Source organism: Snodgrassella alvi wkB2 (assembly GCF_000600005.1).
In the GTDB taxonomy this organism is placed as follows: Bacteria; Pseudomonadota; Gammaproteobacteria; order Burkholderiales; family Neisseriaceae; genus Snodgrassella; species Snodgrassella alvi.
This window is the reverse complement of sequence record NZ_CP007446.1, coordinates 587208-609614: the sequence shown is the minus strand read 5'-3', so window position 1 is coordinate 609614 and position 22407 is coordinate 587208. Positions and strand designations below refer to the sequence as shown.

Below are 22407 nucleotides of genomic sequence, written 5' to 3'. Positions count from 1 at the left end.
CCGCAAAAATTAAAACAATTCGTTCGGTTCTGCTGCCAGGCAGCTGTAAACAGTCTGTATTTCCAGTGTTTTAACCAGTATTAATTTTAGAATCTTATGTATTTGTGATGGAATTTATTCTGACATAATTACTTGATTTATCCATGAATAAAGTTGACTAAAATTGTCGGGTATTAGATAATTCATACATTGTCAATCTGTTTCGGGTTTTGTCATGCGTTTAACCACCAAAGGGCGTTTTGCCGTCATTGCTATGCTGGATTTAGCCATGCATGCGCAATCTGGTGCAGTAAACCTGACTGCAATAAGTGAACGCCAGCGCATTTCCCTGTCTTATCTTGAGCAGCTGTTCGGAAAATTACGCCGTGCCGGGCTGGTAGAAAGTATTCGCGGGCCGGGGGGCGGCTATGTACTGAGTCATGATGCTGCTCAGATTAATATTGCAGATATTATCTCTGCAGCGGAAGACACGCTGGATGCTACCGTTTGTGGCGGTCATGCTGATTGTCAGGACGGTTCACCTTGTCTGACTCATGACTTATGGGCAAATCTGAATAAAACCATAGACAGCTATTTGCGCGGCATTACTTTGCAATGCATTCTGAATCAGCGAACTTACCATAACAACAGTAATGAAAAAAAAAGCAACCCGGAGCAGCCAGTTACCTTAATTAATCTGCATTAATACTCCGGCGCAGCCATAGATATTTAAAGAGAACACGACAATGACCGTAAAACTTCCTATCTACCTTGATTACTCAGCTACAACACCGGTTGATCCGCGTGTGGCTGAAAAAATGATTCCTTACCTGACGGAATTTTTTGGTAATCCGGCATCCAATAGCCATAGCTTTGGCTGGCAGGCAGAAGAAGCCGTAGAAAATGCACGCAATGAAATTGCTGCTTTGATTGGTGCGGATTCTAAAGAAATTATCTTCACTTCAGGAGCCACTGAATCTGACAATCTGGCATTGAAAGGTGCGGCACAGTTTTATGCCAGTAAAGGTAAGCATCTGATTACGGTCAAAACTGAACATAAAGCTATTCTGGATACCATGCGAGAGCTGGAAAGAGAAGGCTTCGAAGTTACCTATCTGGGTGTACAGGAAAATGGTTTGATTGATATGGCAGAGCTGGAAGCTGCTATCCGCCCAGATACAACCTTAGTCAGTGTGATGTGGGTAAATAATGAAATCGGTGTGATTCAGGATATTGCAGCTATTGGTGCACTTTGTGCTGAAAAAGGAGTCATTTTTCACGTCGATGCCGCTCAGGCTACCGGTAAAGTTCATATTGACGTAAAAGCCAATCAGATTGGTTTGTTGAGTATGTCTGCACACAAAACCTACGGCCCTAAAGGAATTGGAGCTTTGTATGTACGCCGCAAACCCCGTGTCCGCCTGAATGCACAGATGCATGGCGGCGGGCATGAGCGTGGTTTCCGTTCCGGTACACTGGCTACTCATCAGATTGTCGGCATGGGTGAGGCATTCCGTCTGGCGCGTCTGGAAATGGATAAAGACAATGCTCATGCTAAAGCACTGCGTGACCGTTTTCTCAATGCAATTAAAGGTGTTGAAGAAGTATATATCAATGGTGATTTACAACATCGCGTGTATCAGAATCTGAATATCAGCTTCAATTTTGTTGAGGGTGAGAGTCTGATTATGGCTGTTAAAGATATTGCTGTTTCCAGCGGATCTGCCTGTACTTCCGCAAGTCTGGAGCCAAGCTATGTACTGCGCGCACTGGGTCGCAATGATGAGCTGGCGCACAGCTCTCTGCGTATTACATTCGGACGTTTTACTACCGAAGCCGAGATTGATTATGCTGCTGAACTGATTAAATCCAAAATCGGTAAATTACGCGAATTGTCTCCATTGTGGGAAATGCATCAGGAAGGCATTGATTTGAGTAGTGTCGAATGGGCAGCACATTAATCAGCTCAGACTGAAACGATATATTCTGCCCTGCTATATCGCAGGGCTGCACACTAAAAACAGGTTATTTGCTGCGAATATAAAAGCAATTGTAGTTATTCTGGCATCAGAAGAATTGTAAAAGGAACTTATTATGGCCTACAGTGACAAAGTCATTGATCATTATGAAAATCCGCGCAATGTCGGCTCTTTTGAAAAGGGTGACCAGAGCGTGGGTACCGGTATGGTAGGCGCACCAGCCTGCGGCGATGTAATGAAATTACAAATCAAAGTAAGTGATAACGGTATTATTGAAGATGCCAAATTCAAAACTTATGGCTGCGGTTCTGCTATTGCTTCTTCAAGTCTGATTACAGAATGGGTTAAAGGTAAGAGTCTGGATGAGGCTTTGGCTATTAAAAACAGTGCCATTGCTGAAGAACTAGCATTACCGCCAGTAAAAATACATTGTTCTATTCTGGCAGAAGATGCTATTAAGGCTGCTGTAGCTGATTATCGAAAAAAACATAACGAGTAATATGATGATTTTTGGCAGTACCGCAAATAACAACGAACCCACTACTGAAAATAATGACAATCAATCGGTTAATGCAGTACGCCTAAACGATATCAGAATGTGTACCAGTCAATTTTGTCTGGAATGCGGTGAATCAATATCATCTGAACATCAGCTTCAGTTTCCTGGTACACGTTTTTGTATTAACTGTGAAGAAAATATTGCCATTAAGCGCTCATTTCTTTCATCTTACAAACGTCGTTTTAATCATAATTGTAAAAACCCTGAAGGTACTGCATAGTAAATTCAGGACAAATTTCCAACAGGTGAGAATATGATTTCTCTGACTGAAAAAGCCGCTAAGCATATTAGCAATTATCTGACCAAACGTGGTAAAGGCGAAGGTATTCGTCTCGGGGTTAAAAACAGTGGCTGTTCGGGTATGGCGTATACTCTTGAATTTGTTGATAACATCCAGCCGGAAGATCTATTGTTTGAACAACATGGTGTCAAAGTATTTGTTGATCCTAAAAGCCATGTTTATCTTGATGGTACTGAACTGGATTTTGTTAAAGAAGGATTACAGGAAGGTTTTAAATTTGCCAACCCCAATGCCAAAGATGAATGCGGTTGTGGTGAAAGCTTTCATGTTTAAATAAATAACCCTATTGCCGGAATGTCGTAATTCTGCTGGCCGATAAGCAAAATACAGCATTACAGCCAAATTTTGCGAAAAGCCTGTTTTTCATGTCCGGTATCTTTAGCTTTGACCCAATTTTCACCATAAAGGTGAGCCACATGAACCAATACTTTGCGCTTTTCCAATTACCTGAACAGTTCAATATTGATGATAAGCAACTGGAGCAGAATTATCGCTTGCTGGCAGCACAGTGCCATCCGGATAAATTTGCTGCCAGAAGTGCTTTTGAACAAAAGCAGGCCATGATGATGGCTGCTACCGTTAACGAAGCTTATCGTATTCTGAGCAATCCGCTTGACCGGGCTGCATATTTATTGAAACAACAGGGAGTAGATGCGGATGCACCAGAGCATACGCACTTTCCGGCTGAGTTTTTAATGCAGCAGATGCAATGGCGTGAAACACTCGAAGACGCCCGTGCAGAAGCTGATTGGACAACACTTAAAGAACTTGCAGCCACTATTGAGCTCGAACAAACCGGCTTATACCAGCAACTGGATGCGGCCTTTATACAGAATCAGCCGGAAAAAGCAGCAGAGCTGGTACGCCAGGGGCGTTTTTTACACAGATTACAAAGTGAAATTCAAGCTGCGCTTCCCTGACATCATCAGAATCAATGTATCAGAGATATGCTTTGATAAAAAATCGAAGTATTAAGTAATATTTAAGAAATCAGGACTAAATTCAGATTATGGCTTTATTGCAAATTGCCGAACCCGGCCTTTCCGCTGTACCGCATGAACATCGTCATGCTGTAGGCATTGATTTAGGCACAACTAATAGCTTAGTTGCAACCGTACGCAGTGGTTATGCCGAATGTCTCGCAGACGAACAGGGAAGGATTACCCTGCCCTCTGTTGTCCGCTACCAGCAGGATAGCGTACCGGAAGTAGGCACAGATGCATTAAAAGCACAGCGTATTGATCCGGCCAACACCATCAGTTCAGCTAAACGTCTGATTGGTCGTACTCTTGAAGATATCAAAAATCAGTCTGAAACCCGTTATCTGCCCTATCATTTTACTAATGATGAACGCATTATCAGCATTCACACCCGTGCAGGAAATAAAACCCCGATAGATGTCTCTGCAGATATTCTCCGTGTTTTGAAAACCCGTGCAGAAAACACACTCGGTGGTGAACTTGCCGGCGCAGTGATTACTGTACCGGCCTATTTTGACGATGCACAGCGCCAGGCAACTAAAGATGCTGCCCGTCTGGCCGGTCTGCATGTTTTACGCTTACTGAATGAACCCACCGCGGCTGCAATTGCTTATGGTCTGGACAATGCCGCTGAAGGAACATTTATCGTTTATGATCTTGGCGGCGGAACATTTGATGTTTCAGTTTTAACCTTAAGCCGCGGTCTGTTTGAAGTAAAAGCAACAAACGGTAACAGTGCTCTGGGTGGTGACGATTTCGACCAGCGTTTGTTTTGCTGGTTGCTGGAACAGAATAAATTATCACAGTTAAATGCACAGGATAGCGCATTATTACAATCACTTTCACGTGCAGCCAAAGAAGCTCTGACAAGTGAAACTTCAACCACCATTGCCGCCACTCTTTCTAACGGACAAAAAATCCTCACTGATATCAGCCGTGACACCTTTCATCAGCTAACTCAGCCTCTGGTAGCCAAAACACTAGAGCCGGTTAAACAGGCAATGCGCGATGCCGGCATCAGTAAAAGTGAGATAAAAGGGGTAATTATGGTAGGCGGAGCTACGCGCATGCTGCATGTACAGCAGGCTGTAGCCACTTTCTTTGGTCAGACTCCGCTGAATAACCTTAATCCGGATGAGGTTGTAGCATTGGGAGCTGCGATGCAGGCCAATGTACTGGCAGGCAATAAAAATGATGATGAATGGCTGTTACTGGATGTAACTCCGTTATCACTCGGGCTGGAAACTTATGGCGGACTGGTTGAAAAGGTTATCCCGCGCAACAGTACCCTACCTACAGCACGCGCTCAGGATTTTACAACCTTTAAAGACGGGCAAACAGCCATGATGATTCATGTTGTACAGGGTGAGCGTGAATTAGTCGCAGACTGCCGCAGTCTGGCACAATTCACACTCCGCGGCATCCCGCCGATGGCCGCCGGAGCAGCACGCATACGGGTGACATTTCAGGTTGATGCCGATGGTCTGCTTTCTGTTTCTGCCCGCGAACAAACTACAGGGGTACAGGCTCATATTGAAGTAAAACCTTCGTACGGACTTGACGATAGCGTTATTACCCAAATGCTGAAAGACAGTTTTACTCATGCACAAACCGATGCCAGACAACGTGCCCGTACAGAAGCCACAGTAGAAGCAGAAAGCATTATTGCGGCGGTCACCAATGCCCTGTCTATAGACGCAGACTTACTTAGCCATGATGAACAACAGGTTATTCAAACTGCACTGGAACACACCCAACAACAAATCCAGCAAGGAGATGCTCAGGATATTCGTGATGCTATTCATGCATTAAATCACGCAACTGATGAATTTGCTGCCAAACGCATGAACCGCAATATCCAACGAGCTTTGCAAGGTAAAAACGTCAGAGAAATCTGACATTTCAAATGCAGACAAATTGAACTGTCTGCCGATACGATGGAGATAACATCATGTTAAAGCTATATTACATACCAAACACCTGTGCATTTATACCGCATGTGGCACTAGAATGGAGCGGACTTGAATATACCGCTGAAGAGGTAGGTCGCGACACAATCAAATCGCCGGAATATCTGGCACTGAACCCTCAGGGGCAAGTACCATTACTGACTGACGGCAACTGGGCACTGCGTCAGAATGTGGCAATCATTGATTACATCAATGATCTTGCACCGGATAAAGGTATCTATGGCGTTACAGCACAACATGATCCCAAAGCACGAGCCCTGGCCCGCCAATGGCTGGCCTTTGCCAATTCTGATTTACACATGAGCTTTAAACCTTATTTCTATGCAGCTCGCATGGTAGATGATGAAAAAGCACAGGAGAATCTGAAGGCCTATGCTAGTTCTGCTCTGAAAAATTTATTTTCCTTAGTTGATAATATTCTTGCTCAGCAGGATTACCTGACTGGCGATAATATCACTATTGCAGATGTTTACATTTTTATAGAAGCACATTGGACAAAAAGATGTAACATTGATCTGAGCGCATATCATAATCTGAGTAAATTCTATCAGCGCGTAAGTGCTGATACCGGTGTATCCACCGTACTGAAAGTACAAGGTATAATTTAATAACATATTCGGCGTGAATGGTTTTATTTTAAAACCGGACACGCCTGCTTTATTTAGAAACACGGAATTACCATGCCCAAAATTACTGTACTGCCCCATCCTCAACTCTGTCCTGAAGGTAAAGTTTTAAGTGACATTCCCACAGGAACCAGTATTTGTGATGCATTACTTGAGCATGATATTGAAATTGAACACGCCTGCGAAAAATCCTGCGCCTGCACAACCTGTCACGTTCTTATTCGCAAAGGATATGATAGCCTGCCTGAACCGACTGAACAGGAAGAAGATTTACTTGATCAGGCATGGGGGCTGGAAGCCGATTCACGCCTGAGCTGTCAGGCGCGTCTAGCTGATAGTGATGTTACCATCGAAATTCCAAAATATACCATCAATCATGCACGTGAAGAGCATTAACCTTACTTAATAAGAATACTCTCTAAACCGATTGATTTAATAATATTTTTTAATTATCTAATTAAGTGCAGGCTTAAACCATGAAATGGACTGATATACACCGAATCGCCGAAGAACTGGCCGACCGCTACGAAGACATCAACCCTACTAACATCCGCTTTACCCAGCTGCGTGATCTGATACTGGCTTTACCAGAATTTGATGACAACCCTGAGCACTGCGGCGAGCGCATACTCGAAGCGGTTCAGCAGGCATGGATTGATGAAATTGCCTGAATTTAGTCATCTAAACTTATCAGAATATCCGAACAGATGATGTCCGGCTTATAACTGAAACAAACCGGTTGCCGACTTCTATAGGCAACCGGTTTGTTTAATATATAAATTAAATCACTAAATCTTATCAGTTTTTCTGCGTCGCAAGCGCCAGCTGCAAAATTGCCAGCAGCGATTAAATACATGCCGGTAAACAAAAACCGCACATAATAAGCAACCACCGGCAGAACCGGCACAAATCAGAAACATAGTGAATAGCTGAAATCTGATTGCCTGATCAGGAGAGGCACCAGCCAGAATCTGCCCGGTAATCATACCCGGCAAGCTTACCAACCCCACTACACTCAACTGATTAATTGTTGGTAACATCCCTGCTACTACCGCTGCTCGCGCAGTATCCCGATAAGCCTCCCAGCCAGTAGCGCCCATAGACAGCATCACTTCTACACGAGCCTGCTGCTGACGTAAATCCTGTGTTAAACGGTCCAGACACAATGCTACAGCTGTCAGACAATTACCCAATACCATCCCCAGAAGGGGAATCACATACTGCGGTGAATACCATGGGCGGATATGCAGTACCGCATATAATCCCACAGCAGCACTTAACCACGAAGCCAGCCATACAGATGATAAAGCATCACGGGTCAGACCACGATATACATAACTGCCCCGTGAACGCGCAGAAAAACCGGCAATCACAGTCATAACAACAATAATCAACAGTACCCAGTACCATTGATTAGAGGCAAATATCCATTTTAATAACAAACCCACAACGGACAGCTGCACAATAGCCCGAACTGCTGAAATCAGAATACGTTTTGTCAATCCAAGCTTCAGCCATAATGAAACACCGGCACTCACCAGAATCAGCAATGAAGCCAGAGCCAGTTCTGCAACACTAATATAATTAGTTCCCTGCATTATTGCCTCCCGCCCGTGTTGATTTTCTGGTGTGAGTAATCCGGCCGGCATCTAGATACCAGATTTCATCACCTACCTGATTAATCTGCTGCTCACTATGTGAAATCCAAATGTAGGCAGCCTGAGGATTATCTTCCTGCCATTGACCGACCAGCTTTTGTACGGCCTGTGCCGAATCTTCATCCAGAGAAGCCGTTGGCTCATCCAGCAGCAAAACCGGCGGATTTAATTGCAATATACGCAACAGACACACCAGCTGAGCCTCTCCTCCGGATAAATCCGTTGCATCCCGTTCCAGAAAATTACCATCTTTACCCATACTTTCTAACACCCGCTGTACATTATCTGGCTGAAATTTTTTATGCTGATAATGATGCAAAGTAAAAGGTAAAAACAGATTATCACGCACTGTACCCGGAACAAGCACCGCCTGCTGCCGTACGTAAGCGATCTGGCTGCGATGCTGTGCAATACAGTGTGCATTCAGACGAACCGGCTGATTATGACAATACAGCGTGCCCGAAGCTGGTAAATCCAGCAGAGAAATCGTACGTAAAAAAACCGATTTTCCTGCCCCGGATGCACCGCTGATTGCCACACGCGCACCAGCCCAGAGCTGAAAATCGATATCCTGTAATAACATCCTGCCATCATCATGGGCACGCTGACACACACCCTCACCGGATAAAATCGGCGTATTCATGATGAGCCACGCAGTTCTTTCGGTAGAACAAACATAATATTTTCCTCCACACCAGCACCTTCGGTAACTGTCGGGTATCCCCAGGAAACAATAGTTTGTACAACATCATTCACCAGTACCTCAGGTGCTGAAGCACCGGCTGTAATACCAACCTGATGCTTACCACTGAACCACCGTGTTTGCAGACAGCCGGCATTGTCAACCATATAGGCATCAACACCCAATAATGCTGCCACTTCACGCAAACGATTACTGTTCGAACTATTAGGAGATCCCACCACAATCACCACATCACAGGTAGCAGCCAGTTTTTTCACTGCATCCTGACGATTGGTGGTTGCATAACAAATATCCTCTTTATGCGGACTTTTAATGTGAGGAAAACGCTGTTTTAAAGCGGCAATAATACCGCTGGTTTCATCAACCGAAAGCGTTGTCTGGCTCACATGCGCCAGCTTTTCTTCATTGCGGACCTGTAAACTTGCCACATCAGCAACTGTTTCCACCAGCAACATCACACCCGGTGGCAATTGCCCCATCGTTCCTTCAACTTCAGGATGGCCTTTATGACCAATCATAATAATCTGATAACCCTGTTCATCCAGCCGAGATACCTGTCGGTGAACCTTAGTTACCAGAGGACACGTAGCATCAAAAATACGAAAGCCGCGTGCAACTGCTTCCTGCTGTACAGCCTGAGATACACCATGAGCAGAATAAATCAGCGTCGCATCAGGAGGCACATCATCTAGATTTTCGATAAATACCGCACCCTTATTGCGCAAATTATCAACCACAAACTTATTGTGTACTACTTCATGCCGTACATAAATCGGAGCACCATACTCTTCCAGTGCCCGTTCTACAATACTGATAGCACGGTCTACACCGGCACAGAATCCACGCGGATTGGCCAGTAAAATCTTTTTGTCACTCATTAAACATCCCGTTACCTGGCTGAATTCATCACAGACGAATCAATCAGACCGCCTTTTTCTTCTGATGGAAAATACTTTCCAGCACCAGCAACACCGCACCGACACAAATCAGGCTATCAGCAACATTAAATGCCGGATAAAACCAATTATGGTAGTAGAACAATAGAAAATCAACCACATGCCCGTGCACCAGCCGGTCTATTACATTACCTGCGGCCCCTCCTATAATCATGGCTGCAGCAACTTTACCCAGCTTTGCGAATTCATCACGGATAATTGCACGTAACAGATAAACACAAATCACCAGAGCCAGTCCCATAAAAAAGAATTTTTGCCAGCCTCCGGCATCTGCAAGAAAACTGAACGCCGCGCCGGGGTTATATGTCAGTGTGAGATCAAAAAAACCCGGTATTACCGTAATTCTTTCCAGATATTGAATATGGCATAAAACCAGATATTTCGTTAACTGATCAGCTATCAGCCCCGCAATAATAATTGCACCATATAAAAACAATTTTTTACTCAGCATAACCTTCCCTAAAAAACAAACAGGCGTAACCGGCCAAACCAATTACGCCTGAATCATTCAAATCATGCCAAAATAACCGGCAATATTAAAATCATTAACCCGCATCAAGCATATAACCGCTGTTCACCGGCACCGTCGATATTAAGTGCACAACGACCGCAGATTGTCGGGTGTAACGAGTCAGAACCCACATCATTTGTATAATGCCAGCAACGTTCACACTTAGTACCCTGATCAACAGTGACCGTAGCCGACAGCTCATCACCCTGCTCAACAGTAACCTTGGCAACCATCAGCACGAAGCGCAACTCATCACCAATTGCCGTAACAAAAGGCAGAATATCCGCCGGTACTCGAATAGCCACATCTGCCTGCAATGACGAACCAACATTCTTATCAGCACGCAAAGGCTCAATCGCCGCATTAACAGTATCTCTTACTGCACGGATTGCCTGCCATTTCTGTGCCAGACCGGCTAATTCCACCTCAGCCATAGACGGGAACACATGTGCAGTATGATACAGCACACTATCCTCATCATTACCTGTTAAAACAGCCCAGGCTTCTTCAGCCGTAAAGCACAGAATCGGACTCAGCAGCAACACCAGATTACGCGTAATATGATAAAGCGCAGTTTGTGCACTCCGACGGCCATGGCTGTCTGCCTGCATTGTATACAGACGGTCTTTCAGAATATCCAGATAGAAAGCACCCATATCTTCCGAACAGAAATGCACAATATCCTGTACCGCAAAATGGAATGCATAACGGGTAAAGTGATCATTGGCTACGCGCTCCTGCAACTGCTGAGCCAATACCAGAGCATAGCGATCCAGCTCAAGCATATCTGAAATCGCCACTGCATCCGTTTCCGGATTAAAATCACTCAGATTGGCCAGCAAAAAACGCAGCGTATTGCGCAAACGACGGTAGCTTTCAGAAACCCGTTTCAGAATTTCATCAGAAATGGCCAGTTCACCGGAGTAATCGGTAGAAGCCACCCACAGGCGCAGAATATCAGCACCCAGACTGTCATTGACCTTTTGTGGTGCAACCACATTCCCAACAGATTTGGACATCTTCTGTCCATTACCGTCCACCACAAAACCATGCGTCAGCAACTGTTTATAAGGAGCACTGCCAACCGTTGCACAAGCTGTCAGCAATGAAGACTGAAACCAGCCGCGATGCTGATCCGAACCTTCCAGATACAAATCAGCCGGCCATGCCAGTTCAGGGCGCTGACGCAATACTGCATAATGCGTACTGCCCGAATCAAACCAGACATCCAGCGTATCCGGCAGCTTTTCATATTCATCTGCATCAGCCCCTAACAGCTCATGCTTATCCAATGCAAACCAGGCTTCAATTCCGTGCTGCTCAATCCGCTTAGCTACCTCTTCCAGTAACTCAGCCGAACGCGGATGCAACTGACCGGTTTCCTTATGCGCAAAAAACGCCATCGGAGTACCCCAGTAACGCTGGCGGGAAACCACCCAGTCCGGACGCCCTTCAATCATTGCCTCCAGACGCGCACGTCCCCATGCAGGGAAAAATTCAGTAACATCAACAGCATTCATAGCCTTATTGCGCAATGTTTTACCATCGGTACCTTCCTTATCCATACCGATAAACCACTGACCGGTTGCCCGGTAAATCAATGGTGTTTTATGGCGCCAGCAATGTGCATAACTATGGGTAATTTTGCCATTAGAGAGTAACTTACCTTCTTCCGCAACCCAGTCGATTACCACCGGGTTACCTTCCCAGACTGTCATACCGGCTAACCGTGGCACATCACTGATATAGCGCCCTTCAGCATTTACCGGGTTATACAACTTAATCCCATAGCGCAGACAGGCAAAATAATCATCCAGACCATGTGCCGGAGCAGTATGTACCATACCAGTACCAGCTTCGGTAGTAACATGGTCACCCAGTAATACCAGAATATCTCTATCCAGAAACGGATGATTTAAATGCAGATTTTCCAGTTGCCGGCCAGCTGTTTCAGCCAGTACCGCCGTATCATCCGCACCAAAACCAAACCGGGCTAAAGCCGCCTCAGCCAGCTCTTTAGCCAGCACCAGCTTACCTTTAGGCGTATCAATCAACTGATAAACCACTTCAGGTCCAACACAAATTGCCTGACTGGCCGGCAAAGTCCACGGAGTTGTTGTCCAGATAACACCATATACCTCACCCGGCAGCTCATTCAATCCGAAAGCTTTCGCCACAGCAGCATTATCTTTAAACTGATAAGCCACATCAATCGCATAAGAAACCTTATCCTTATACTCTACCTCTGCTTCTGCCAGCGAAGAGCCGCAATCCAGACAGAACTGTACCGGCTTCTCACCACGATACAAATAACCGCCCTGCTGAATTCGTCCCAGCGTACGCACAATATCTGCCTCAGTTTGATAGTCCATAGTCAGATATGGATGTTCCCAGTCACCCAGTACACCCAGACGCATAAAATCTTTTTTCTGCCGTTCAATCTGTTCCCGTGCATATTCCCGGCATAACTCGCGGAATTTTGCAGCCGGAATATTCTTGCCGTGCTTTTTCTCCACCATCAGCTCAATCGGCAAACCGTGACAATCCCAGCCCGGAACATATGGTGCATCAAAACCAGCCAGCGTCTTACTCCGGATAATAATATCCTTCAATACCTTATTTACAGCATGGCCGATATGAATATCACCATTTGCATATGGAGGACCATCATGCAGAATAAACTTAGGTCTTCCCGCTGCCAATTTACGCAGTTTCTGATAACGCTTCTGTTCATACCAAGATTTCAGCCAGCCGCCTTCACGCTTGGCCAGATTACCGCGCATTGGAAACGGCGTATCCAATAAATTTACTGTTTTACTATAGTCAGTCATGACTTTCTCTTTAAAATATATTTAACTTTTAATATTCAGAATAAATTCAGTTCAATAAATTTTACGGCCACCCGAACATAATCCTGCTATTCAGGCAGCCTGCCATATTCGGGCAGCTTCCATATCAGCAAAAATCTGCGTCTGTAACGCAGCCAGCGATTCAAACTTCAGCTCATCGCGCAGCTTATGCAAAAAATGCACCTGTAAACGCTGCCCGTATAAATCATCTTCACAATCAAAAATATGCACTTCAAGCTTTTGTAAACTGCCCGAAGACACAGTCGGGTTTTTACCAAAACTGGCTACCCCGCGCTTACGCCCGAAAGCTCCGGATACATCGACCACAAATACCCCGTTCAGAGCATAGTGCAAAGCCGGTAAATGCACATTAGCAGTAGGACAACCCAGTTCACGCCCCAGTTTAGCCCCGTGCTTCACACGACCACTCAGCGTATACTCGTGCCCCAGCAACAACTGTGCATAAGCCAGATTACCTGAAGCCAGTGCCATCCGCACCGCAGTACTGGATGCGCGCACATCTTCAACCACAATTGAAGGCGTGTGCTCAGTAACAAACTCATTCTGCGCCTGCAATAAAGTAAAATCACCGCTGCGCCGTGTACCGAAGCGGAAATCATCACCTACCAGCAAATAGCGCGTGTGCAAATGCCTGACCAACATCTGACTGATAAAATCCATCGGTTGCATAGCTGCAAACTGCTGATTAAACCGCACAACATAAACCGCATCAACACAGCCGCTTGCAGCAAGCAGATCCAGCTTATCGCGTAGCGGAGTCAGACGAAACGGCAAAGTTTTCCCTGCCTGCTGCGCAAAAAATTCCTGTGGTTGCGGCTCGAACATCATCACCACCGAACTAAGCCCGCGCTGTCCGGCTTCCTGACGCAAACGCATCAAAATATGCCGGTGCCCGCAATGAACCCCGTCAAAATTACCGATAGTCACCGCAGTACCATCCGGCCAATCCGGCTGCTGCCCGCTCCCCAACCAAACTCGCATACAATTCTTGAATAAATCAAATAATAAAACGTATCATTGTAAACATTTCAGCTAACCTTAGCCAGCGCAATTGCTCAGGATTTTCCAGCCGTTTCAACCATCAAATCCACTTTATTCTCAAGAACAAACAAATTTTAATACAGTTATCCCCCTATTTCTTGCTAAAATAGCCGCCAACCTGACGCTAAGGCTATCAATAGCCAGCAACACCTCAGAAAATTTATTAGGTAACACAATGGCCTTTCGTTTTGACATCATCTACGAATACCGTGAAATGTTTTATTACGGTGCGCTTACAACACTCGGCGTCACCCTGATTTCCACATTTATGGGCACACTTCTCGGTCTGATTTTTGCCCTTGCACGCATTATCCGCATTGAAAAAGGCGGGCTGCCCATGCGTGCTTTCGTATGGTCATTGCGCCAGATTTCCCTGCTCTATGTAACCATTTTCCGCGGCACCCCCCTGTTTGTACAGATTTTCATCTGGTATTTTGTCTGGTTTCCACTGCTTATCAACCCTGCTGACGGTCTGATTATCAGCGGCGATCTGGCTGTCGAACTGCGCCGCAGCTACGGTGCACTGATTGCCGGCGTACTTGCACTTTCAGTTAATTCAGGAGCCTACATTACCGAGATTTTCCGTGCAGGCATCCAATCAATAGACCGCGGACAATTCGAGGCCTCCCGCTCTCTTGGTCTGAGTTATACACAAGCCATGCGCTATGTCATTCTGCCACAGGCTATCCGCCGTATGCTGCCGCCAATTGGTAACGAATTTATTACCTTACTTAAAGACAGCTCACTTTTATCCGCCATCGCCGTAGTCGAACTAGCTTTTGCTGCCCGCGCAGCAGCCGGACGTTATCTTAACTACGAGACACCGCTATACACCATTGCCATAATCTATCTGATAATGACCATCGCCTTAAGCTGGTTCTTCTCATGGCTGGAGAAAAAATACAATAAAGGTTATCAGCACTGAGCTTAGACATAAATCAACAACATGAGAACAGGACGGTTAAAAATCAACCGTCCTGTTTCATTTTATAAAATAGCAGAATTCAACCTCATAACACCAATGTACAAACTGATTTATAGCTTTACTGACACCAGAGTCAAATCAATTACATTTATTACATATGGTTTTCCGACCCAATCAATATTATTGCAAACCAGCTATTTCAAATTGCAAATCCAACACTGAAAAAATCTATTTGAATCAGCTATCAAATATTAATCATCATAAATAACACCAGTCAGTTATCGATTAGTATCAATGATGAAACTCATCAGGAGACATATATCAAAAATATCTTAATTGATACAGCTTTATTTACATTTTAAAAATTTGTACTATAGATTTAAACAAAATCCAGAATAAAAAAATCAGATAAATCAGCAGAAAAATACAAATTTAATTTAAAAATAACATAAAAAAACAGAACTATTAAAATAAACAAAATATATAATAAAAACTAGTAACTTGACACAAATTAAACAAATTGATTAACTATTAACTTATATATTTATCTTATCAACAGAAAAAGAGAAAAACATGAAAGCTGTCAGATTACATGCACAACACGATATCCGCATAGATGAAATCGAAAAACCAAAACCCAAAGCCGGTGAAATGCTGATTAAAATCGGCGCAGCCGGCGTGTGCCACTCAGATATACACCTGATCGAAAGTGGTATCCCTGCAGGTGCTCCTGCATTTACCCTGGGACATGAAAATGCCGGATGGGTTGAAGAACTGGGCGAAGGAGTAACCGATTTTAAAGTAGGCGATGCAGTCATGGTATACGGACCATGGGGCTGCGGACATTGCCAGCCTTGTCAGCAATCTATGGAAAACTACTGTGAGCATCAATCGGAATCTCCGATCCTCGGCGGTGGACTGGGTACCAATGGTGGCATGGCTGAATACATGATTGTTCCATCCAGCCGTTTACTCGTACCTTTGCATGACCTGCACCCGGAAGAAGTGGCTCCTCTTTCCGATGCAGCCTTAACTCCCTATCATGCAATTAAACGTTCTGCCGGCAAAATAACACCGTCTGCTTTTGTTCTCGTAATCGGCATAGGTGGTTTAGGACATATGGCTGTACAAATCCTGAAAAAGCTATATTCAGCCACCATTATTGCCGGTGATATCAATGATGAAAAACTGGAACTGGCCAAAAAATATGGTGCAGATTATGTAATACGTACCGACCGCGATACCGATAGCATTGTCGAAGAAATTACCCGTATTACCGGTGTGAAGAAATGTGCAGTCGTACTTGATTTTGTTGGCAATAAGCCAACTCTCACTTTGGGCGCACAAACAGTCGGATTAAACGGCGACTGGACAGTAGTTGGTCTGGGTGGCGGCAAACTCGACTGGCACTGCATGAATCAGCCATGGGGAGCATCGCTTTGTACACCCTATTGGGGTTCACGGGTTGAACTGATGGAAGTACTGGACATGAAAAGAAAAGGTATTATAAATATCGAATACACCACCTACCCCCTTTCACAGGCTCTGGAAGTATACGATAAATTGATTAAAGGGCAGATTAATGGCCGTGCAGTACTAATACCTTAATCTTTCCTAATAGAATCAGGCTGAGCAATATTATAACCACAGCCTGATTCTATAAAATCCACGTGCTTTGAAGCGATAAACAATTAATTACTATCATCAATAAAAAACCATCCAGTAGCTGTTGTGTCAACGCAGACCAAGCTTAAAAAGAAAATTTGTTTCGCAATAACTCATTTTCATTAACAATTTTACTGACCTCATATATTTTTTACCGCATCATTACCCATCAATACTTTAAGTTAACCTCATAGTAAAAATTAATGCCCTGAATTTTCATAAATTTTTCAGCATAACTAACTATATTTCAACCAATCTTATATTTTTAACATATACTATTCCTCATTTTTAATATACATTCACTATATTAAAATCAGCCAACACAACACCAATGAACTAATACTTAACTTAATAAGCTATGGTTTCAAATTAATACAATATAGAACATATGAATACAAAATTAACGTCAGAGAAAATTATCAAAACCAGTAAATTTCTAAGCTATATTTTAAGACATAAGCCGGAAACAATAGATATCACCTTAGATCAGCAGGGATGGGTAAATATAGAATATTTAATCAAACAGGCAAACCTGCATGGAGAACAATTCACCAGAGATATTATCGAGGTGGTTGTTAAAACAAGTGATAAAAAACGATTTACCATATCTGAAGATGGCTTAAAAATTCGTGCAGCACAAGGATATTCAACTGATCAGGTCCATATCAGTCATAATGCGCAAAAACCGCCAGAGTTTTTATATCACGGTACAGCCACAAGATTTATGGATTCAATCAAACAGCAAGGATTAATCGCAGGGAGCCGCCATTATGTACATCTGTCAGCAGATGTGAATACTGCGATAAAAGTCGGCACACGTCATGGCAGCCCTATTGTGCTGCAAATACACGCCTTAATAATGTATCAGGCAGGATATCAATTCTATCTGGCGGAAAATGGAGTATGGCTGGTTCAAACCGTACCAAAACAATATTTACAACCATATGAATGAGCAAATAAATTATAAATATTTAAAAACAATATTTTATTAAAAACGAAGAGTTTACAAAATTTGTCTTTTCAATAGAGTTAACTCCTCATCAGATAGTTTATTTACTAACTTATTACTATTGATAATCGACGAAATATACTGAATAACTTCTTTATAGTCATTATAAAATAAGATCGAGAAAAATGATGTAATAAAATCAGAATTAATTCTATTTAATTTTTCAATTAGATCTGCAATATAATCCATCAAATCTTGCTTACTAAATAAATGATTTAATAAAGTGTTCATATTATAAGGGTCAACGGAATTTCTGCATAGAATCTCCATTTTTTCCATTACTATATTTTTCAATTTATATTTTTGAGCACTATTAAAATCTCTCATCGATACAAAATAATAAGCAAAATTATCAAAAGTAACTTGGGATATTATTTTATCATCAGAAAACATATAAACTATAAATTTAAACATTTCTTCTGATGAAACATCCATATGATAATAGTGTCTTGATAAAATATATATAGCTCTTCTTAATTGTTTTTCTGGAAGATTATCTAAATATTGTTTTAAATCATATCCAAAATTATTACTTTTTTTGATTATCTCATCAATTTCAATTTCAATCTCTTCATCAAAGGCACTCATTACTATATTACTCCTCATCAGATAGTTTATTCACTAACTTATTACTATAGATAATTGACGAAATATACTGAATGATTTCTTTATTATCACTATCTAACAGAATAGAATAAAATGATACAATAAAAACTGAATTAATTCTATTAATTTTTCAATCATATCTGCAATCTAATTCATTAAATCTTGCCTATTAAATAACTGATTTAATAATCTGTTCATACGATAAAAGTTGTCACAACTTACACATAAAATCTCCATTTTTTCAATTTAAAATTTGAAGACTATTAAAATTTATCTTTAAAGCAACATAGAAAGTAAAATCAAAAAACTAACCTTGAATATTATTTCATCATCAGAAAGCATATAAACTATAAACTTAAACATTTCTTCTGAAGAAATCTCTGCATAAATATAATAGTTTTCTGAGACTATATATTGCTCTCCTGAGTTGTTTTTCTGGAAGAATATCTAAATATTGTTTTGAATCATATTCAAATTTATTACTTTTTTGAGTATTTCTTTAACTCTTTTATCAACCTCGCTATCAATGGCACTGACTCCCCTTTACTCCAAGTAAAAACATAATGAAATTTATGAACATAATACCAATTTTAATTATTTCCAATATAGACGAATCTTTATAAATTCGATGATTAACAAAATTTCTAATATAATTAATAAACTATTTTTTTCTACTAACTAATTCAAATTCTAAATCTGGCTCAGAATAATAAATTAAACCTATTTGATCCGAATCTACCATCAGCCCGGTCTTAAATAAATCAATCCAATTATCATAATCAAACTCAGGAGTATATTCACTCGAATCAAAACAGCACAGGACAACACCAGTCATTCCTCCGTCAAGAAGAATCTCATCTCCTGCCCTTATTTCACTACCATCTTGATATTTCATCGTAACTCCCTATTTAATAAAAGCATCTACTTTCACCTTACTTTTTTTGATACTACTCCTCTTCTTTCTCTACTTTCAACTTTTATCCTAAAAATTTTTAGTTTCTGTTGTACTATATATAATCTTCATTTCATTAAGGCTATATATATTGTTAGCCTATCTTAATTATTATTAACTATGACTAAATTAAATGACTCTAATTGAATATAAATTTTATTCTATTTATTTGTAATATTTTAATAAATTTATTAACAAAAAACTTCAATTTCGCAATTGAGATATTTAAATAATTAATCATCTGTATCAGATAGACTCAATCTATATTTTTCAGAAATAACAGAAGGATCAAATTTATAACCTGGTTCCCAGGGACTAATTACTAAAAAATATCTATCATAATTCCATAAACACATTCTGCAAACAACAAATATTTCCTTTAACTGATTACATATCTTATTATAATTATTTAAACACGCTTCCTTCAATACTTTCCAATATCCTTCATTAATAATTGGAGGTCTTCAACTGTTTCATATATTGTTGGTGAGCAGTCATCTACATTACATAATCTGTTGAATTCTTCGAATTTATCTTCTCTGTCTAAGTATTTATCATTATTATTGTGTACAGTGGTATAAAGCTATATCTGGAATTTTGTAATCATCTATTTTTCATATAATGTAACTATACTCATAATTATTCCTTTAAAAATTAACAAAACACCCCAGATTAATCAAATTTTTCCAAATATGTATTAATTAGGTAGGCCCCTTGTTTCATTAATAAAATTGTTGGTAATCTAAAATTACTTATCAAATATTAAAAATATACAAATTAATATAAATATTATAAAATAATTAACTGTCACTGTACAATAAACTAATTATGAAAACTATAATCAGTTTCTGTAATTAGAAATAATTAGTTTAGATTTTTGAAAGTAAATCAATAATAATTGTTAAGGAGTATTCGATGATAGACGACCAAATAATTGCTCAGAAAATTAGTGATTTGCATTTAAAAACAATAGGAGAATTAAATGAATTATTATTTGAAATACAAGAGAAATGTTCTGAAGAGGAATTTCATGCTTATCGAAGAATTGTAGGGCAACTCATGTATACATTCTGGGAAGCGTTGGATGCTATATATGTTAAGCACCCAAGTATCAAGCCTGAACAATTTGATTAAAAATTTACTGATTACCGTCTATCTGAAATATTGTTTCCGGCGTTATCTGCACCAACAACTCTTCCATAAATAGCTAAGAAAACAATACCCAACTGATTAATTAAATTTACTCTGTACTGGCTCTATCACACTAATAGTTTTTAAATGTAACTGTATATTCGTTAAACAGGTACATCTATACGCTTCATTTCTTGCATTTTCTTTTATCTAAATCATTTTTTAAAATATTTAAAGATCCTAAATAGTATTCCAACAAGTAACCAGGGTATACATCCAAAATCAATAAACAGACCTAAATAAAAATAATGATTATATGGAGCAGGCATACCCATAATACCGCCACATAACAGTAATCCACCAACAAACAGACCATAAGAAGAACTATGTCTTTTTAAAATATCATTGTTGATAAATATCAGCCAGTTCATGCATGAAATATACAGACCAAATATAATAAGACACGTAATATACCAAGTCATAATTTTAAATCCAGAGTTTCTTATCTAAATCCTAATTTCCAGTAACATAATCAAAAAATCTTAATTATATCTGTAATATAAACTTTATTTCCAAAACATAACTATCAATTTCTAATTAACTTAATCATCAAATTTACTGAATCTCTTTTTTTTAAATTTCGTATTTCTTTAATGATAAACACCTTTTTTTGTTGATAACATCATTTACTATATACATTTAATTTTCAATAATTTATATTTTGCTTGGTTATCAAATATTACTTTTACATTCTCCTTTTATAATCTGAATAAAGCCTTATAAACAAATAAAAACCGTTTTAATCTACTAATGTTTAAAATTCCATTTTATCAATCGACAATTCATATTTTTCATATTTTTCATATTTTTCATATTTGCAACTTTTTCAAGCTTTTCTATCTTTTTCACTATAAATTTACATTATCATCTCCTTAATCACATATTCTACGAACTAAGTATATCCGCTTATTTCAAATACTATATAGTTTATATATATTTTGGTATATCTATTTACCAAAATTCAATATCTATCGTTAATTTACCACCTAAATCAGCTATGAAATCTAACGTATTTTTTTTCAAATATATGTCTGATCGCTTTTCATTCTTATATACATGACCATAAATTGTGAATACAAAATCTATATCATTCTCTTCTTTAAATGTTAATAATATATTTAGTTTGTTTTCAATTCTATCAATTATCTGACGTACTTGATGATCCAGATCATTTAGTGAATTTATACAATGCTGTAAACACCAGGTGGTTTCTATAGCCGGGCTGTATTTGCAATTTTTCATACTTCCCCTGATAGTATATTTTGTAGGCGAAATTCCTAGTAATTTGGTTACACTATCTGGATTAAAATTAGGGCCGCATATGATAAATTCTATAGTTACTTCAGTTTGTAACATTTTACTCTCTTATAAATAGTACTTTATTTTCCAGATTAAATTTTATTTCTGTAAGAAACAGTTTTTAAAAATTTATGGAATCACCTTTTGCTGGTTTTCCTAGGTTATATTAATTTTTTCAATCTTCTTTTTAAATCTGTTTTTAAAATCCACTACAACTTTTTTAAGAATATATAATATTTAAAATTCAATTAAATAATACTTTTACTCTTTATATATTCTTTTCTACTATCAATTTTATAGTTTATCTAAATCTAATGCAGCTTCATTATTATCTTTTTATTGCTTAAAGTTAAAAGATTTTTTGAAGCTGCATATTACTATCATTTTATAGGATAAATTTTTGCCTACAGATATATGATTTCTTGACAAATATCTTTATCAATTACAAATACCTCTACTCTGAATCCTTCAGGATAATCTTTAAAACCTAAGACATTCTCCCGTTTCTTTTTTTCCTCAATTGCTCTTTCTAAGGAAGAAAAAAAACCAATTACAAATTCTTGTATACCGCTCTGTTTTGTTTCCTTAGCATGGATTAAAACATATACTTTTTTTTCCGTCATAATA

General features: G+C 40.1%; 24 protein-coding genes. 14 read left to right on the top strand and 10 right to left on the bottom strand.

All coding sequences use genetic code 11. From position 1 onward, the window contains the following. Positions 1–214: 214 nt before the first annotated feature. The 10 genes from SALWKB2_RS02845 (at position 215) to iscX (ending at position 7065) form a co-directional block, all read left to right on the top strand. The gene (locus SALWKB2_RS02845; protein ID WP_025330177.1) at positions 215–685 is read left to right on the top strand and encodes a Fe-S cluster assembly transcription factor; all 471 of its coding nucleotides are present in this window, start codon (positions 215–217) and stop codon (positions 683–685) included. Positions 686–725: 40 nt separating this feature from the next. Then, positions 726–1940, top strand: a complete 1215-nt coding sequence (locus SALWKB2_RS02840) for an IscS subfamily cysteine desulfurase (protein ID WP_025330176.1) — start codon at positions 726–728, stop codon at positions 1938–1940. 133 nt (positions 1941–2073) lie between these two features. Next, entirely contained in the window at positions 2074–2457 is a 384-nt protein-coding gene (gene iscU / locus SALWKB2_RS02835) for a Fe-S cluster assembly scaffold IscU (RefSeq protein ID WP_025330175.1), read from the top strand. Position 2458: 1 nt separating this feature from the next. Next, on the top strand, positions 2459–2737 hold the full coding sequence (locus SALWKB2_RS02830) for a TraR/DksA C4-type zinc finger protein (RefSeq protein WP_037475645.1): 279 nt from the start codon (positions 2459–2461) through the stop codon (positions 2735–2737). Between the two features lie 33 nt (positions 2738–2770). Further along, on the top strand, positions 2771–3091 hold the full coding sequence (gene iscA, locus SALWKB2_RS02825) for an iron-sulfur cluster assembly protein IscA (protein WP_025330173.1): 321 nt from the start codon (positions 2771–2773) through the stop codon (positions 3089–3091). Positions 3092–3234: 143 nt separating this feature from the next. Next, entirely contained in the window at positions 3235–3738 is a 504-nt protein-coding gene (hscB, locus tag SALWKB2_RS02820) for a Fe-S protein assembly co-chaperone HscB (RefSeq protein WP_025330172.1), read from the top strand. 89 nt (positions 3739–3827) lie between these two features. After that, entirely contained in the window at positions 3828–5696 is a 1869-nt protein-coding gene (gene hscA, locus SALWKB2_RS02815) for a Fe-S protein assembly chaperone HscA (RefSeq protein ID WP_025330171.1), read from the top strand. A 53-nt stretch (positions 5697–5749) separates the two neighbouring features. Further along, entirely contained in the window at positions 5750–6376 is a 627-nt protein-coding gene (locus SALWKB2_RS02810; RefSeq protein WP_025330170.1) for a glutathione S-transferase family protein, read from the top strand. Between the two features lie 72 nt (positions 6377–6448). Further along, positions 6449–6790 carry an ISC system 2Fe-2S type ferredoxin gene (gene fdx / locus SALWKB2_RS02805; RefSeq protein ID WP_025330169.1) on the top strand — a complete coding sequence of 114 codons (342 nt, stop codon included), beginning with the start codon at positions 6449–6451 and terminating at the stop codon, positions 6788–6790. Positions 6791–6870: 80 nt separating this feature from the next. Continuing rightward, a complete protein-coding gene (gene iscX / locus SALWKB2_RS02800; RefSeq protein WP_025330168.1) occupies positions 6871–7065 on the top strand; it encodes a Fe-S cluster assembly protein IscX in 195 nt (64 codons plus the stop codon). 117 nt (positions 7066–7182) lie between these two features. Here the strand turns inward: iscX and SALWKB2_RS02795 are convergent, their stop codons facing one another. From SALWKB2_RS02795 to ribF, 6 genes are all read right to left on the bottom strand, one after another. Beyond that, complete coding sequence (locus tag SALWKB2_RS02795) at positions 7183–7992, bottom strand: ABC transporter permease (protein WP_025330167.1); 810 nt, start codon at positions 7990–7992, stop codon at positions 7183–7185. After that, the gene (locus SALWKB2_RS02790) at positions 7979–8695 is read right to left on the bottom strand and encodes an ABC transporter ATP-binding protein (protein ID WP_025330166.1); all 717 of its coding nucleotides are present in this window, start codon (positions 8693–8695) and stop codon (positions 7979–7981) included. The genes SALWKB2_RS02795 and SALWKB2_RS02790 overlap by 14 nt, the downstream gene beginning before the upstream one ends. Further along, entirely contained in the window at positions 8692–9633 is a 942-nt protein-coding gene (gene ispH, locus SALWKB2_RS02785; RefSeq protein ID WP_025330165.1) for a 4-hydroxy-3-methylbut-2-enyl diphosphate reductase, read from the bottom strand. The genes SALWKB2_RS02790 and ispH overlap by 4 nt, the downstream gene beginning before the upstream one ends. 43 nt (positions 9634–9676) lie before the next feature. After that, on the bottom strand, positions 9677–10162 hold the full coding sequence (gene lspA / locus SALWKB2_RS02780; RefSeq protein WP_038648696.1) for a signal peptidase II: 486 nt from the start codon (positions 10160–10162) through the stop codon (positions 9677–9679). 104 nt (positions 10163–10266) lie between these two features. Beyond that, the gene (ileS, locus tag SALWKB2_RS02775) at positions 10267–13053 is read right to left on the bottom strand and encodes an isoleucine--tRNA ligase (RefSeq protein WP_025330163.1); all 2787 of its coding nucleotides are present in this window, start codon (positions 13051–13053) and stop codon (positions 10267–10269) included. Positions 13054–13143: 90 nt separating this feature from the next. After that, positions 13144–14073 (bottom strand): bifunctional riboflavin kinase/FAD synthetase, encoded by a 930-nt coding sequence (ribF, locus tag SALWKB2_RS02770; protein ID WP_025330162.1) that lies wholly within the window; start codon positions 14071–14073, stop codon positions 13144–13146. 235 nt (positions 14074–14308) lie between these two features. Between ribF and SALWKB2_RS02765 the strand changes: the two genes are divergently transcribed. The 3 genes from SALWKB2_RS02765 to SALWKB2_RS02755 all read left to right on the top strand — a co-directional run bounded on the left by SALWKB2_RS02765 (position 14309) and on the right by SALWKB2_RS02755 (position 17675). Further along, positions 14309–15058, top strand: coding sequence for an amino acid ABC transporter permease (locus SALWKB2_RS02765; protein WP_025330161.1), 750 nt, complete (start codon positions 14309–14311; stop codon positions 15056–15058). A 573-nt stretch (positions 15059–15631) separates the two neighbouring features. Then, positions 15632–16666 carry an NAD(P)-dependent alcohol dehydrogenase gene (locus tag SALWKB2_RS02760; RefSeq protein WP_025330160.1) on the top strand — a complete coding sequence of 345 codons (1035 nt, stop codon included), beginning with the start codon at positions 15632–15634 and terminating at the stop codon, positions 16664–16666. A 445-nt stretch (positions 16667–17111) separates the two neighbouring features. Further along, positions 17112–17675 (top strand): RNA 2'-phosphotransferase, encoded by a 564-nt coding sequence (locus tag SALWKB2_RS02755; protein ID WP_025330159.1) that lies wholly within the window; start codon positions 17112–17114, stop codon positions 17673–17675. Positions 17676–17726: 51 nt separating this feature from the next. On the opposite strand, the gene SALWKB2_RS02750 is transcribed toward SALWKB2_RS02755, so the two are convergent. Together SALWKB2_RS02750 and SALWKB2_RS02745 are read right to left on the bottom strand one after the other, a co-directional pair. Next, complete coding sequence (locus SALWKB2_RS02750; protein WP_025330158.1) at positions 17727–18320, bottom strand: hypothetical protein; 594 nt, start codon at positions 18318–18320, stop codon at positions 17727–17729. A gap of 679 nt (positions 18321–18999) precedes the next feature. Then, entirely contained in the window at positions 19000–19233 is a 234-nt protein-coding gene (locus SALWKB2_RS02745) for a hypothetical protein (RefSeq protein WP_025330157.1), read from the bottom strand. A 972-nt stretch (positions 19234–20205) separates the two neighbouring features. Between SALWKB2_RS02745 and SALWKB2_RS02740 the strand changes: the two genes are divergently transcribed. Next, a complete protein-coding gene (locus SALWKB2_RS02740) occupies positions 20206–20424 on the top strand; it encodes a hypothetical protein (RefSeq protein WP_025330156.1) in 219 nt (72 codons plus the stop codon). Between the two features lie 1008 nt (positions 20425–21432). Here SALWKB2_RS02740 and SALWKB2_RS02730 read toward each other — a convergent pair. Beyond that, positions 21433–21837, bottom strand: a complete 405-nt coding sequence (locus tag SALWKB2_RS02730; RefSeq protein ID WP_025330154.1) for a DUF4279 domain-containing protein — start codon at positions 21835–21837, stop codon at positions 21433–21435. 347 nt (positions 21838–22184) lie between these two features. After that, positions 22185–22403, bottom strand: a complete 219-nt coding sequence (locus tag SALWKB2_RS02725; RefSeq protein ID WP_025330153.1) for a hypothetical protein — start codon at positions 22401–22403, stop codon at positions 22185–22187. Positions 22404–22407: the final 4 nt, after the last annotated feature.

Excerpts from the sequence above, each read along its gene's own strand:
- SALWKB2_RS02845 (WP_025330177.1), top strand. The coding sequence starts at position 215 with ATGCGTTTAACCACCAAAGGGCGTTTTGCCGTCATTGCTATGCTGGAT.
- SALWKB2_RS02840 (WP_025330176.1), top strand. The coding sequence starts at position 726 with ATGACCGTAAAACTTCCTATCTACCTTGATTACTCAGCTACAACACCG.
- iscU (WP_025330175.1), top strand. The coding sequence starts at position 2,074 with ATGGCCTACAGTGACAAAGTCATTGATCATTATGAAAATCCGCGCAAT.
- SALWKB2_RS02830 (WP_037475645.1), top strand. The coding sequence starts at position 2,459 with ATGATGATTTTTGGCAGTACCGCAAATAACAACGAACCCACTACTGAA.
- iscA (WP_025330173.1), top strand. The coding sequence starts at position 2,771 with ATGATTTCTCTGACTGAAAAAGCCGCTAAGCATATTAGCAATTATCTG.
- hscB (WP_025330172.1), top strand. The coding sequence starts at position 3,235 with ATGAACCAATACTTTGCGCTTTTCCAATTACCTGAACAGTTCAATATT.
- hscA (WP_025330171.1), top strand. The coding sequence starts at position 3,828 with ATGGCTTTATTGCAAATTGCCGAACCCGGCCTTTCCGCTGTACCGCAT.
- SALWKB2_RS02810 (WP_025330170.1), top strand. The coding sequence starts at position 5,750 with ATGTTAAAGCTATATTACATACCAAACACCTGTGCATTTATACCGCAT.
- fdx (WP_025330169.1), top strand. The coding sequence starts at position 6,449 with ATGCCCAAAATTACTGTACTGCCCCATCCTCAACTCTGTCCTGAAGGT.
- iscX (WP_025330168.1), top strand. The coding sequence starts at position 6,871 with ATGAAATGGACTGATATACACCGAATCGCCGAAGAACTGGCCGACCGC.
- SALWKB2_RS02795 (WP_025330167.1), bottom strand. The coding sequence starts at position 7,992 with ATGCAGGGAACTAATTATATTAGTGTTGCAGAACTGGCTCTGGCTTCA.
- SALWKB2_RS02790 (WP_025330166.1), bottom strand. The coding sequence starts at position 8,695 with ATGAATACGCCGATTTTATCCGGTGAGGGTGTGTGTCAGCGTGCCCAT.
- ispH (WP_025330165.1), bottom strand. The coding sequence starts at position 9,633 with ATGAGTGACAAAAAGATTTTACTGGCCAATCCGCGTGGATTCTGTGCC.
- lspA (WP_038648696.1), bottom strand. The coding sequence starts at position 10,162 with ATGCTGAGTAAAAAATTGTTTTTATATGGTGCAATTATTATTGCGGGG.
- ileS (WP_025330163.1), bottom strand. The coding sequence starts at position 13,053 with ATGACTGACTATAGTAAAACAGTAAATTTATTGGATACGCCGTTTCCA.
- ribF (WP_025330162.1), bottom strand. The coding sequence starts at position 14,073 with ATGCGAGTTTGGTTGGGGAGCGGGCAGCAGCCGGATTGGCCGGATGGT.
- SALWKB2_RS02765 (WP_025330161.1), top strand. The coding sequence starts at position 14,309 with ATGGCCTTTCGTTTTGACATCATCTACGAATACCGTGAAATGTTTTAT.
- SALWKB2_RS02760 (WP_025330160.1), top strand. The coding sequence starts at position 15,632 with ATGAAAGCTGTCAGATTACATGCACAACACGATATCCGCATAGATGAA.
- SALWKB2_RS02755 (WP_025330159.1), top strand. The coding sequence starts at position 17,112 with ATGAATACAAAATTAACGTCAGAGAAAATTATCAAAACCAGTAAATTT.
- SALWKB2_RS02750 (WP_025330158.1), bottom strand. The coding sequence starts at position 18,320 with ATGAGTGCCTTTGATGAAGAGATTGAAATTGAAATTGATGAGATAATC.
- SALWKB2_RS02745 (WP_025330157.1), bottom strand. The coding sequence starts at position 19,233 with ATGAAATATCAAGATGGTAGTGAAATAAGGGCAGGAGATGAGATTCTT.
- SALWKB2_RS02740 (WP_025330156.1), top strand. The coding sequence starts at position 20,206 with ATGATAGACGACCAAATAATTGCTCAGAAAATTAGTGATTTGCATTTA.
- SALWKB2_RS02730 (WP_025330154.1), bottom strand. The coding sequence starts at position 21,837 with ATGTTACAAACTGAAGTAACTATAGAATTTATCATATGCGGCCCTAAT.
- SALWKB2_RS02725 (WP_025330153.1), bottom strand. The coding sequence starts at position 22,403 with ATGACGGAAAAAAAAGTATATGTTTTAATCCATGCTAAGGAAACAAAA.